The organism is Pseudomonas sp. MIL9, from assembly GCF_016887925.1.
GTDB lineage: Bacteria > Pseudomonadota > Gammaproteobacteria > Pseudomonadales > Pseudomonadaceae > Aquipseudomonas > Aquipseudomonas mohnii.
The window spans coordinates 77,471-91,348 of sequence record NZ_JAFEHE010000010.1; the positions used below are offsets into that span (position 1 = coordinate 77,471).

General features: G+C 61.9%; 7 protein-coding genes. 1 reads left to right on the forward strand and 6 read right to left on the reverse strand.

Going from position 1 to position 13,878, the window contains the following annotated elements:
* Positions 1-42 precede the first annotated feature (42 nt).
* On the forward strand, positions 43-1,452 hold the full coding sequence (gene mapR, locus JQF37_RS12935; protein WP_090469375.1) for a GntR family transcriptional regulator MpaR: 1,410 nt from the start codon (positions 43-45) through the stop codon (positions 1,450-1,452).
* 90 nt (positions 1,453-1,542) lie between these two features.
* On the opposite strand, the gene JQF37_RS12940 is transcribed toward mapR, so the two are convergent.
* From JQF37_RS12940 to JQF37_RS12965, 6 genes are all read right to left on the reverse strand, one after another.
* Positions 1,543-2,289, reverse strand: coding sequence for an SDR family oxidoreductase (locus JQF37_RS12940; RefSeq protein WP_130206180.1), 747 nt, complete (start codon positions 2,287-2,289; stop codon positions 1,543-1,545).
* A gap of 119 nt (positions 2,290-2,408) precedes the next feature.
* Complete coding sequence (locus JQF37_RS12945) at positions 2,409-4,490, reverse strand: EAL domain-containing protein (RefSeq protein WP_130206182.1); 2,082 nt, start codon at positions 4,488-4,490, stop codon at positions 2,409-2,411.
* 289 nt (positions 4,491-4,779) lie between these two features.
* Positions 4,780-6,261, reverse strand: a complete 1,482-nt coding sequence (locus JQF37_RS12950; RefSeq protein WP_204149676.1) for an efflux transporter outer membrane subunit — start codon at positions 6,259-6,261, stop codon at positions 4,780-4,782.
* Positions 6,258-9,365, reverse strand: coding sequence for an efflux RND transporter permease subunit (locus tag JQF37_RS12955; protein WP_130206186.1), 3,108 nt, complete (start codon positions 9,363-9,365; stop codon positions 6,258-6,260). The genes JQF37_RS12950 and JQF37_RS12955 overlap by 4 nt, the downstream gene beginning before the upstream one ends.
* Positions 9,362-12,466: an MdtB/MuxB family multidrug efflux RND transporter permease subunit gene (locus tag JQF37_RS12960; RefSeq protein ID WP_130206188.1), complete on the reverse strand. Its 3,105-nt coding sequence runs from the start codon at positions 12,464-12,466 to the stop codon at positions 9,362-9,364. The genes JQF37_RS12955 and JQF37_RS12960 overlap by 4 nt, the downstream gene beginning before the upstream one ends.
* Positions 12,463-13,779: an MdtA/MuxA family multidrug efflux RND transporter periplasmic adaptor subunit gene (locus JQF37_RS12965; protein WP_130206190.1), complete on the reverse strand. Its 1,317-nt coding sequence runs from the start codon at positions 13,777-13,779 to the stop codon at positions 12,463-12,465. Before JQF37_RS12965 ends, JQF37_RS12960 begins: the two co-directional genes overlap by 4 nt.
* Between the last annotated feature and the right edge of the window lie 99 nt (positions 13,780-13,878).

Consider the following 13,878-nt stretch of genomic DNA (forward strand, 5'->3'; position numbering starts at 1 on the left):
CCTGGCCACAGTCATTCGATTCGATTCCATCGCGGGATACCGATGAAACGCTACGAAAAATTCGCCGATGACATCGCTGAACTGATCCGCTCCGGCGTTCTCGGCCCCGGGCAGCGCGTGCCATCGGTACGCTACGCCAGCCAGACCTACGGCGTCAGCCCCTCCACGGTGTTCCAGGCCTACTACCTGCTTGAGCGCCGCGGCTTGATCCGCGCCCGGCCGCGCTCCGGCTATTTCGTCAATGCCCATGCACCGCGGCCGTTTTCCGAGCCGGAGATCAGCAGCCAGGTCAACGAATCGACCGAAGTCGATGTCAGCGAACTGGTGTTCTCGGTCCTCGACTCGATCAAGGACCCAAACACCGTGCCATTCGGCTCGGCGTTCCCCAGCCCGACCCTGTTTCCATTGCAACGGTTGTCGCGGTCGCTGGCCAGTGCCAGCCGCGCGATGGACCCGCGCATGGTCGTGACCGACATGTCGCCGGGCAACCCGCAACTGCGTCGGCAAATCGCCCTGCGCTACATGGTCGGCGGGCTGATGCTGCCCATGGAAGAACTGCTGATCACCAACGGCGCACTGGAAGCGCTGAATCTGTGCCTGCAAGCCGTGACCCAACCCGGCGACCTGGTGGCCATCGAAGCCCCGGCGTTCTATGCCTGCCTGCAAATCCTCGAGCGACTGAAACTCAAAGCCGTGGAAATCCCGGTGCATCCGCGCGACGGCATCGACCTCGGCGTCCTTGCACAAACCCTGGAACGTCACCCGATCAAGGTGTGCTGGTGCATGACCAGTTTCCAGAACCCCATGGGCGCCACCATGCCCGAGGCGAAAAAACAGGAGCTGGTGGAGCTGCTGCGCCGCCACCAGGTACCGCTGATCGAAGACGATGTCTACGCCGAGTTGTATTACGGTCAACAGGCACCGAAACCGGCCAAGGCGTTTGATACCGAAGGCCTGGTGATGCATTGCGGCTCCTTCGCCAAAAGCCTTGCACCCGGTTATCGCATCGGCTGGGTGGCCGCCGGCCGCTACGCGCAAAAAATCGAACGGCTGAAGCTCATGACCTCGCTTTGCGCCTCGATGCCGGCTCAGGCCGCCATCGCCGACTACCTGCAGCACGGCGGCTACGACCGGCACCTGCGCAAACTGCGGTACGCGCTGGAAGAACAGCAAAGCGCGATGCTCGCAGCCATTGCCCGCTATTTCCCGGCACAGACTCGCGTCAGTCAGCCAGCGGGCGGGTACTTTTTATGGCTGGAACTGCCGGAGCAGATGGACTCGCTGAAGTTGTTTCAGATGGCGTTGGCCCAGGGCATCAGCATCGCGCCGGGCCCTATATTCTCGCCGACCCAAAGGTTCAGGAATTGCATTCGCTTGAATTACGGGAGCCCGTGGAACGAGGCTGCGGAAAAGGCGATGGAGACGTTGGGGCGGATTGTCAGGTCCTTCTGACGTTCAGATGTCGCTTGAAAGGACGCTATCGCGAGCAGGCTCGCTCCCACAGGACGACAGGGTCAATTGTGGGAGCGACAATCCAGAGGTCTAACGTCCACCGCCCAAATCAACGAAAGTCCCGGTCGCATAGGAAGCCTTGTCCGACAGCAACCAGACAATCGCCTCCGCCACTTCGTCCGGACGCCCTCCCCGGGCCATGGGTATCGCCGACTCCAGTTTGCTGACCCGATCAGGATCGCCGCTCAGTGCATGGAAATCGGTGTAGATGTAGCCGGGGCGTACGGCGTTGACGCGGATGCCTTCGCCGGCCACTTCCTTGGACAGGCCAATGGTGAAGGTGTCGAGCGCACCCTTGGAAGCGGCGTAGTCGACGTATTCGTTGGGCGCGCCCAGGCGGGCGGCGACCGAAGACACATTGACGATGCTGCCGCCCTGCCCGCCGTGCTTGGGCGACATGCGCAGAATCGCGTGCTTGGCGCACAGGACGGGTGCCAGCACATTGGTCTTGAGGGTTCTGAGGATACGGAATTCGGACATTTCGTCGACACGGGACTTGTGTCCCACGGTGCCAGCGTTGTTCACCAGTGCGGTGACCCGGCCGAGCTCCGTATCGACCCGGTGAAACAGCGCGATCACTTCATCTTCGATGCTGACATCGGCACGCACGGCGATGGCTTCAGCGCCCAGTGCGCGGACTTTATCCAGCACACTCTGGGCCGCTTGTTCATCTGCCTGATAGTTGATGCAGATCCGGTAACCTTGTTCGGCGGCCAACAGGGCTGTGGCGGCACCGATGCCGCGACTGCCGCCGGTGATAACGATGACTTTGTCCATACAAGCTTTCCCCGTTTCAAGCGTAAGCGATCCGGGGGGAAGGATAACCGTCCTCTTCGGTTTTTGCATCGGTCTGTTGCCAGTCGATATGGCGAGGGAGCTAGTTCCCTCGCCACCGATCAGACGACGGCCGATTGCTCCGAACGGTGAATTTCCACGATGAAACGCTCGGCCGGCAATGGATGCCCGAGCAGGTAACCCTGCAATGAGTCGCAACCGAGTTGGGTCAGGAAGTCCTGTTGCATCCCGGTTTCCACGCCTTCGGCGACGATCCGCAAGCCCAGCGCCTGGCCCAGGGCGACAATGGCGGAAACGATGGCGGCGTCGTCGCTGTCTCGCTCCAGATCCCGCACAAAACCACGGTCGATCTTCAGTTCGTTGGCCGGCAGACGCTTGAGATACATCAAGCTGGAATAGCCGGTACCGAAATCATCGATGGACAGGTCAACGCCCATGTCCGACAGCGCCTGAAGCACCGTCATGCTCGCATCGGCATCGCTCATGGCCGTGGTTTCAGTAATTTCCAGGGTCAGGCTGTTGGCCGGCAGACGGTGCGTGCTCAGCGCCTTGGCGACACTTTGTACCAGGCCGACATGGCAGAACTGCATGGCGGAAAGGTTCACTGCGATGCGCCAGTCGGTGTAGCCGAGCACGTACCACTCACGCATCTGGCGGCAGGCTTCATTGAGCACCCAGTCGCCAATCGGAATGATCAGCCCGGTCTTTTCGGCGAGTTCGATGAACTTGTCCGGCAGCAACATGCCTTGCGTCGGGTGCTGCCAGCGCAACAACGCCTCGGCACCGACCGGCCGACCGTTGCCGGCATCAAACTTGGGCTGGTAGTGAAGGCTGAATTCGTTCCGGTCCAGCGCGTTGCGCAGGTCCTGCAGCAATTGCAGCTGCTTGCGCGCGTTGCTGTTCATCGAGGCATCGAAAAAGCTGTAGCCGTTTTTGCCTGCACCCTTGGCGTGATACATCGCCGCATCGGCATTCATCAGCAACTCATGGACGGTCTGGCCATTGCCCGGATAGAGCGCAATGCCGATGCTGGCAGAGATCTGCACGTCATGTTCGGCGACCCGGAACGGACGGGCGATCAATCCGACCTGGCGCGCCGCCAGGCCCATGGCGTCGATCTGCTCGCCCAGTTGCACCAGCAGCACGAACTCATCGCCGCCGATTCGCGCCAGGGTGTCCTGACTACGCAGGTCTTCACGCAAACGCAGGCTGACCTCGCGCAACAACAGGTCACCCATATGATGACCAAAGGCATCATTGACCGGTTTGAAACCGTCCAGATCGATGAACATCAACGCAAAACAACCACCCTCGGCGTTCACCCTGGACATCGCCTGCTCGATGCGATCGGCCAGCAGGACCCGATTCGGCAACCCGGTCAGGGTGTCGTGCAGGGCCAATTGGGTGAGTTCGCGGTTGGCTTCGGTCAGCGACTGGGCAAGGCCGGCGGTGCGGGCCTCCAGGCGCGCATCGAGGATCGACGTCAGCAAGGCAATGCTCAACACCGCCAGGGTGGTGATCAGGACAAGGTTGTCCAGGCCTTTGCCATTCAAGCCATTGACGGCAGCGCCGCAAAAGCTGCCATCCGCGAAACGCGCAGCCGCCATGCCGGTGTAATGCATGCCAACGATGGCAATCCCCATGATGACTGCCGCACCGCCGCGAATCAGGCGCACATACGGCGCGTGCTGGCGCAGGCGGAATGCGATCCATAGCGCCGCACCGGAGGCGCCCGCTGCGATCAGCAGTGATGCGCTGAACAGCGTCGGGTCGTAATCGATACCGGGCTGCATGCGCATGGCCGCCATGCCGGTGTAATGCATGGCACTGATCCCGGTCCCCATCGCCAGGGCGCCGAAAGCCAGTTGCCAGGCCGGCAGCTGCGGCTGACTGACCAGCCACAGGGCAAAGCCGCAAGACAGGATGCCGATCAACAGCGACAACACCGTCAAGGTGAGGTCGTAGCCCAGGTCGATGGGCAGCTTGAACGCGAGCATGCCGATGAAATGCATCGACCACACGCCAATGCCCATGGCAAAAGCGCCACCCGCCGTCCATAAATGCACCGCCCGTCCCTTGGCCGTGGCAATGCGTCCGGTCAAGTCGAGGGCCGTGTACGAAGCAAGAATCGCGACACAAAGGGAGATGATAACCAGCGTGGGGGAATAACTGCCGATGAGCATGAGACTTCTCGCCAACACCCTCCGTAATGGAATTCATTCTCGGCAGGGCAAATCCGGCGATTGTACTGATTCCAATTGAGAACGCACTCACAAAATTAGCAAAAGGCCATCAAGCCGATGAAACGCTTGTTTTAAGGTTTCACCTTAACTGGGCTCAGCTCCTGAAGTGATTGGGTGAGGCGCAGCGACTTGTGGGGGCGAGCCTGGTCCGGGCGGCGTTCCGACGATGGGGGCAGCCGATTCAAAATGGATGGCGCCTGACACAATGCCGTTGCTGGCAAGCCAGCGCCTACATATTGTCGCTGACCTGCAGTTGGCCATCCCAGCCGCCACCCAACGCCGCAATCAACTGCACGCTGGCAATCAAGCGACTTTGCAGCAGGTTCAGGCTGCTGCGCTCATTGTTCAGGGCCGCCGCCTGGGTCACCACCACATCGATGTACGCGATCAACCCGGCCTTGTACTGGTTCTGGGTCAAACGCAACGACTCACGGGCCGCATCCAGTGCCTGCTGACGCACGACCGCTTCGTCTTGCAGCACCTTGAGCTGAACCAGGTAATTTTCCACTTCACGGAAACCGTCGAGCACCGTCTGGCGGTACTTGGCCACGGTTTCATCGTAGGCCGCTTCGCTGCGGTCCACTTCCGCCGAACGCTGGCCACCGTCGAACAAGGTCATGGCCAGTTGCGGGCCGACCGACCAGAAGCGGTTAGGCAGGCTGATCCAGTTGGAGTACGTGCTGCTGCTGTACCCGCCATTCAGGCTCAGCGTCAGGTCCGGGTAATAGGCCGCCTTGGCCACGCCGATGTTGGCGTTGGCGGCCATGACCGAACGCTCGGCGGAGGCAATGTCCGGGCGTCGTTCCAGCAATTGCGAAGGCAGGCTCAGTGGCACTTGCGGCAATGCCGGGATGCTGTTGATTTCCACCAGGCTGAACTCAGCGGGCGGCAGACCGACGAGTACGGCAATGGCGTTTTCGAACTGGGCGCGCTGCCAGATCAGATCGACCATGTCTGCCTCGGTACCCTTGAGTTGCGTCTGCGCCTGAGCCACCGCGTCCTTGCCGGAAACCCCGGCGCGGTACTGGTTCTCGGTCATTTTCAGCGAACGCTGATAGGCCTCGACGGTCGCCTCCAGCAGGCGTTTCTGCTCATCGATCACGCGCAATTGCAGGTAGTTCTGCACCAGTTCCGACTGCTGGCTCAGGCGCATCGCCGCCAGATCGGCAAAACTGGCCTCGGCGTTGGCAGTGTCGGCTTCCAGGCCACGGCGCAGTTTGCCCCAGACATCCGCTTCCCAACTCACCCCCGCCTGGGCGGTGTAGGTGTCGCGAATGCCGCTGGAAGAACTGGACAGGCTGGAGTTGCTGCTGCCGGTGCCCTGGCTGGAGCGGTTCTTGCCGACGGTCAGGTCCACCGTCGGAAAAAACGCACCCCGTGCGCTGCGCACCAGCGCCTGGGCCTGGCGATACTGGGCTTCGGACTGGGCCACGGTCTGGTTGGACGCATTGAGTTTCTCGACCAGCCCATTGAGTTGCTGATCACCGTACAACTCCCACCACGCGCCGCGCGCCAGGGAATCGCTGGGATTGGCCTGACGCCAGCCGGCGGCTTCCTTGTACTGCGCCGGCGCGGCGGTTGGCGGGCGCTGGTAATCGGGGCCGACGGCGCAGGCACTGAGCATCGCCACACACAGCGACAGGCTCAACAAACGCGAGCCTCGAGCCGCGATCATCGGTGCAGTGAGGTTGTAAAGCGAACGGTCAGTCATAGCGGAGTTTCCAGAGCAGCATCGGTACGCACCCCACGCCAATGGTTGAAGCGATGGCGCAGCTTGTCGAGATAGAGGTAAACCACCGGGGTGGTGTAAAGGGTCAGCACCTGGCTGAAGATCAGCCCGCCGATAATCGTCAGGCCCAGTGGCTGGCGCATTTCCGCCCCTTCCGCACGACTGAGCAACAACGGCAAGGCGCCGAGGATCGCCGCCAGGGTGGTCATCAGAATCGGTCGTAAACGTTGCAGACAGGCATTGCGGATCGACTCCAGCGGCGCCATGCCTTGCTGGCGTTCGAGCTGCAGGGCCAGGTCGATCATCAGGATGGCGTTTTTCTTGACCACGCCGATCAGCAGGAACAGACCCAGCAACGAGATCAGGCTGAACTCCCCGCCCAGGGCATAGATCGACAGCAACGCACCGACCCCGGCCGAGGGCAAGGTCGACAGAATGGTCAGCGGATGGATGTAGCTTTCATACAGCACACCCAATACCAGATACACCGCCACCAGCGCGCCAAGGATCATGAACGGCTGGCTCTTCTGGGTGGCGGCAAAGGCATCGGCGGTGCCGGCCATTTTCACGATCACGTCTTCCGGCATCCCCAGCCTGGCAATCGCTCGCTCGATGGCCGCCGTGCCCTGCTCCACCGTGACCCCTTCGGCCATGTCGAAGGAGATGCTTTCCGAAGCGAACTGCCCTTCGTGGCTGACCCGGTCATCTTCCAGGCTGTTTTCGTAGTGAGCGATGGTCGACAGCGGAATCCGCGCACCGGCAGCGGTAATCACCTGAACCTGCTTGAGGGTGATCGGGTCCTGGGCATATTTCGGGTTGACCTCCATCACCACCTGGTACTGGTTGAGGCTGTCATAAATGGTGGAAATCTGCCGCTGACTGTAGGCGTTGTTCAGCACCGCCGTGACCATATTCATGTCGACACCCAGGCGCTTGGCCTGGTCGCGGTCGACAATCAAGGTCACTTGTTGGGCGCCACGGCCTTCACGGGCGTCAATCGCGGTCAGCTCCGGCAACGCCCTCAGCGCCGTGACGACTTTCGGGTACCACTCGCGCAACTCGCCAAGATCGGCGCTTTGCAAAATGTAGGAGTACTGCGACGTGGTCTGCTCGCGACCACCACCGAATTGCAGGTCCTGGTCGGCCATCAGCATCAATTGCGCGCCAGCGACCTTGGGCATTTCCTTGCGTAGACGTTCGATGACTTTCTGCGCCGAAATATTGCGTTCCTTGATCGGTTTCAAACGCACCAGCATGAAAGCGTTATTGGTGCCGTTGGTGCCGCCGATGAAACCGGCGACGCTTTCCACGGCTTCGTCCTTGAGCACGGCGCGGCGGAAGGTCTCCATTTTCGGCTGCATCACGCTGAACGACAGGCCGTCATCGCCGCGCACAAAACCGATCAACTGGCCGGTGTCCTGTTGCGGCATGAAGGTTTTCGGCACGACCACGTACAGCGCAACGTTGACGCCAACGGTCACCAACAGACTCAACAAGGTCAACCGCCGATGACGCAGCACCCAGTCGAGGCTCGTCGCGTATTTTCCGACCAGCCATTCGTTGGCCTGCCGGCTCCAGCGCTGCAAGCGGTTTTCCTGGCCCGGCACATGGGGCTTGAGCCAACGCGCGCAAAGCATCGGCGTGAGCGTCAGCGAGACCACCAGCGACACCACGATCGACGCCGCCAGGGTGATCGAGAACTCGCGAAACAGACTTTCGATGATCCCGCCCATGAACAGGATCGACAGGAACACCGCCACCAGCGACACGTTCATCGACAGCAGGGTGAAACCGACTTCCTGGGCACCGAGGTAGGCCGCCTTCATTGGCCGTACACCTTCGTCGATGTGCCGGGAAATGTTCTCCAGCACCACGATGGCATCGTCCACCACCAGTCCGGTGGCCAGAATCAACGCCATCAGCGACAGGTTGTTCAGCGAGAAGCCGTAGAGGTACATCACCGCGAAGGTGCCGACCAGCGACACCGGCACTGCCAGGGTCGGAATCAGCGACGCTCGGAAGTTACCGAGAAACAGGAACACCACCAGAATCACCAGGGCCACGGCGATCAGCAGGGTCATCTCCGCTTCGTGGAGTGTGGCCTTGATCACCGGCGAGCGGTCCATGGCCAGGTTCAGTTTGACGCTGGCCGGCAGCACCGCCTGCAACGCCGGCAACTGGGCCTTGATCTCGTTGACCGTCTCGATGATGTTGGCGCCGGCCTGCCGGTTGATCACCAGCAACACCGCCGAATCGTTGTTGAAGAAACCGCTGTTGTAGCGGTCCTCGACGCCGTCGCTGACCTTGGCCACATCCTTCAGGCGCAAGGCTGCACCGTCGGCGTAGTGAATGATCAGCGATTCGTAGTCCTTGGCTTTTTCCAGTTGATCGTTGGCCTGGACCTGCCACAAGCGCTGGCTGTCCTCCACCGAGCCCTTGGGCCGGCGCACGTTGGCATTGGCGATGGTGTTGCGCACATCGTCCAGCGCCACGCCGTACTGATTGAGCGCCTGGGGTTCGAGTTCGATGCGCACCGCCGGCAGCGAACTGCCGCCGATCTGGACCTCACCGACACCCTGCACCTGGGACAGGCTCTGGGACAGGATGGTCGAAGCCAGGTCGTAGAGCTGGCCCTTTTCCAGCACGTCCGAGGTCAGCGACAGCACCATGATCGGCGCCTGGGACGGGTTGACCTTCTTGTAGGTCGGCATGCTGCGCATACCGCTGGGCAACAGGTTACGCGAGGCGTTGATCGCCGCTTGCACCTCCCGCGCCGCGCCGTTGATGTCGCGGTCGAGGTCGAATTGCAGGATGACCCGGGTCGAGCCCTGGCTGGAGCGGCTGCTCATGGTGTTGACCCCGGCGATGGCGCCGAAGGAACGCTCCAGCGGCGTGGCCACGGTGGACGCCATGACCTCCGGGCTGGCGCCAGGCAGGCTGGCCTGCACCACGATCACCGGAAAGTCCATTTGTGGCAGCGGCGACACCGGCAACAGGCCGAAGCTGACACCGCCCAGCAGCATGATCGCCAGGCTCAGCAACATGGTCGCGACCGGGCGCTTGATGAAAGGACCGGAAAGGTTCATGGCTGCTCTACCGCTTCCACGGACTCAGGCTTGCGGCCCCAGCGCCGACCGAGGCGGTCGAAATACAGATAGATCACGGGCGTGGTGAACAGCGTCAGCACCTGACTGACCAGCAACCCGCCCACCATCACCAGGCCCAGCGGCTGGCGCAATTCCGCCCCGGAACCGGTGGCCAACATCAGGGGCACCGCACCGAACAGGGCCGCCAGGGTGGTCATCAAGATAGGCCGGAAGCGCAGCAAGGCCGCTTGATAGATCGCCGTTTCCGGGTCCATGCCCTGATTGCGCTCGGCGTCCAGGGCGAAGTCGATCATCATGATCGCGTTCTTCTTCACGATGCCGATCAGCAGGATGATGCCGATGATCGCGATCATGCCCAGGTCATTGCCGCTGAGGATCAACGCCAGCAACGCACCGACCGCCGCCGAGGGCAGGGTTGAGAGAATGGTAATGGGGTGAATGTAGCTTTCGTACAGCACGCCCAACACGATGTACATGGTCACCACCGCCGCCAGAATCAGCAGCAAGGTACTCGACAGCGACGCCTGGAAAGCCTGGGCCGCACCCTGGAACTGGGTCTGCACGCCAATCGGCATGCCGATGTCCTTCTGCACCTGTTCGATGATCTGCACCGCATGCCCCAGCGCCACGCCGGGCGCGAGGTTGAACGACATCATCACCGCCGGGAACTGGCCGATATGGGTGATCGCCAGTTGCGCCTGGCGCTCTTCGATGTGCGCCAGGCTGGACAGACGCACCTGACCGCCATCGGTGGTCTTGACGTGGATCTGCTCCAGCGCCTGCGGGCCGATCTTCTCCCCGGACTGCGATTGCAGCACCACGCGGTATTGGCTGGCCTGGGTGTAAATGGTGGAAATCTGCCGCTGGCCGAAGGCGTCGTACAGTGCATCGGTGATGTTCGACACCGAGACCCCGACCCGCGACGCGGCATCCCGGTCGATCATCAGATAGACCTGCAAGCCCTTGTCCTGCAGATCACTGGCAACGTCTGTCAGCTCCGGCCGTTGCGCCAGGGCCTCGACCAGACGCCCGCTCCACAGGCTGAGCAGTTCGGAGTCCGGCGACGACATGCTGAACTGATATTGCGTACGGCTGACACGGTCCTCAATGGTCAAATCCTGCACCGGCTGCATGAACAGGCGAATGCCGACCAGTTTGTCCAGCTCCGGTTGCAGTCGGGCGATCACCGCCGTTGCGCTCAGGTCGCGCTCGCTGTGGGACTTGAGATTGATCAGCAACCGACCGCTGTTGAGCGTCGAGTTGTCACCATCGACGCCGATATACGACGACAGGCTTTCGACAGCGGGATCAGCCAGGATCACCTTGGCCAGCTCCTGTTGACGCTCGCTCATCGCTGCAAAGGAAATCGATTGCGGCGCCTCGGAAATGCCCTGGATCACCCCGGTGTCCTGCACCGGGAAGAAGCCCTTGGGCACGACCATGTACAGCAATACCGTCAGCGCCAGGGTGGCGATGGCCACCAACAAGGTCAGTGGCTGGTGCTTGAGCACCCACTGCAATTTGCGCCCATAGGCCGCGATCATCCAGTCGATGAACGCGCCACTGGCGCGATAGAAACGGCCTTGTTCTTCTTCCCTGGGTTCACGCTTGAGCAGCCGCGCGCACATCATCGGCGTCAGGGTCAGGGACACCACCAGGGAGATCAGGATCGCCACCGACAGGGTGATGGCGAATTCGCGGAACAACCGCCCCACCACGTCCGCCATGAACAGCAACGGGATCAGCACCGCGATCAGCGACAGCGTCAGGGAAATCAGGGTGAAGCCGATCTGCCTGGCACCCTTGAGCGCCGCATTCAGCGGACTATCGCCCTCTTCGATAAATCGGGAAATGTTCTCCAGCATGACGATTGCATCGTCCACCACAAAACCGGTGGCGATGGTCAGGGCCATCAGGGTCAGGTTGTTGACCGAGAAGCCCGCGAGGTACATCACGCCAAAGGTGCCGATCAGCGACAGCGGCACGGCCACCGACGGAATGATCGTGGCGCTTGCCCGACGCAGGAACAGGAACGTCACCATCACCACCAGCGCGATGGCGATCAGCAGCTCATGCTGCACGTCCTTGACCGAGGCGCGGATGGTCTGGGTACGGTCAGTCAGCACGGTCACGTCGAGGCCGGCCGGCAGGTTGTCGGTGATGCTCGGCAACAAGGCCTTGATCCGGTCAACCACCTCGATGACGTTGGCCCCGGGCTGGCGCTGGATATTCAGCAGCACCGCCTGGTTTTCGTTGGCCCACGCCGCCAGGCGTTCGTTCTCGGCACCGTCGACGATCTCGGCCACATCCTTGAGACGCAATGGCGCGCCGTTGGCGTAAGCCAGGATCAGGTTGGCGTAGTCCTTGGGCGAGGTCAGTTGATCGTTTGCATCGAGCATCGAAACCCGGGTCGGGCCATCGAAGTTACCCTTGGGCTGGTTGACGTTGGAGGCGCCGATCAGCGTGCGCACGTCCGACAGGTTCAGGCCGTTGGCCGCCAGGGCCTCGGGGTTGACCTTGATCCGCACTGCCTGACGCTGGCCGCCGGCGATGCTGACCATGCCGACGCCGCTGATCTGGGCGATCTTCTGCGCCATGCGCGTGTCGACCAGGTCGTTGAGCTTGGGCAGCAGCATGGTCTTGGACGTGATGGCCAGGGTCAGCACCGGCGTATCGGCCGGGTTGACCTTGTTGTACACCGGAGGTGCCGGCAGGTCCTTGGGCAACAGGTTGGTCGCGGCGTTGATCGCGGCTTGCACCTGCTGCTCGGCGACGTCCATGTTGATGTCGAGGCTGAAACGCAGGGTCAGTACCGAGGCGCCGCCAGAGCTGGTGGACGCCATTTGTGTCAGGCCGGGCATCTGCCCGAACTGACGTTCAAGCGGCGCAGTCACGGCACTGGTCATGACGTCCGGGCTGGCGCCGGGATAGAGCGTCATCACGCGGATGGTCGGGTAATCGACCTGAGGCAATGCCGAGACCGGCAACAGTCGATAAGCGATTACACCGGCCAGAATAATGGCCAGCATGCTCAGGGTGGTCGCTACCGGGCGAAGGATGAACAGCCGCGAGAGATTCATGCGCCGCCCTTTTTCGCCTTGTCGGTGGTCGCCGGCTCAGCGCCGTCCGCCGCCGATTTGCCTTGCAGATGGCCGGCCGGGCTGGTCGGCACGTCCTCGGGGGTGTTGACCACTTCCACGTCGCTGCCGTCCTTCAGGCGATCGGTGCCCTCCAGCACCACGCGATCACCCGCGGAAAGGCCTTCGGTGACCACGGTGTTCTCACCGTCGCTGGCGCCGATTTTCAACTGGCGAATCTTGACCTTCTTGTCGCCGTCCAGGGCATAGACGAAGGTGCCATTGGTGCCGAACTGGATCGCCGCGGAAGGCGCGAGTACCACGTCTTTGAGGGTGTCGGCCAGCAGGCGCACATTGACGAACTGGTTGGGGAACAGCGACTGGTCACGGTTTTCGTACCGCGCCTTGAATTTCAGGGTGCCGGTGGTGACGTCGATCTGGTTGTCCAGGCTCTGCAACACACCGGTGGCCTGCAATTTGGTGTCACCGCGATCCCAGGCCTCGGCCGGCAGCTTGGCGCCGCTGCGATAGCGGGCCAGCACGACCTCGAGGCTGTTTTCCGGCAGGGTGAAGGCCACGCTGATCGGTTGGGTCTGGGTGATGACCGCCAATGCCGTCGTGTCGTTGGCTGCCACCAGGTTGCCGACGTCCAGTTGCCGCAGACCGACGCGCCCGGCGATCGGTGCGCGGATCCGGGTGAATTCGAGATTGAGCTTGGCGTCGTTGACCGCCGCCTGATTGGTCTTGACCGTGCCCTGGAACTGACCTACCAGCGCTTCGGCGGTGTCCAGGGTTTGCTTGGCGATGCTGTCTTCGCGGTACAGGCCGCGATAACGCTCGACGTCCACCTGGGCGTTTTTCAGCTGTGCCTGGTTCTGCAGCAAGGTCCCTTCGGCCTGGAGCAAGGCGTTCTGGTAGGGGCGCGGGTCGATCTCGGCCAGCAGGTCGCCCGCTTTGACCATCTGCCCTTCTTCGAAATAGATCTTGACCAGCTCACCGCCAACGCGGCTGCGCACGTTGATGGTATTCAGCGCCGTGACAGTGCCCAGCGCCTTGTAGTACAGCGGGAAGTCGCCCTTGACCGCGGGTGCCACTCGCACCGGAACCGGCCCTGTCGCACCGCCGAACCCTGGCCGCATCGCGCCTGACCTGCCCGTGTGTCCGGCAACGGCTTTTTGCCCCGCAGCGTCTTTCGGCACAGCGCCGCCGGGCCAGAACTTCCAGCACAGACCAGCGATGACCAACAGGACAAGCAGGCCTGACAGCCAGCGACGGGGACTACGGGGGGCGGAGGATTGCATTGAGTGATCAACCATTAGGCGCGTGGGCTTCTTTTACATGAGGCTGAACGATAAGCACTGGCGGGTCTTAAGCAAAGCGCCTTTACCGGCAATTTACTTTCGGCTTACGTATCA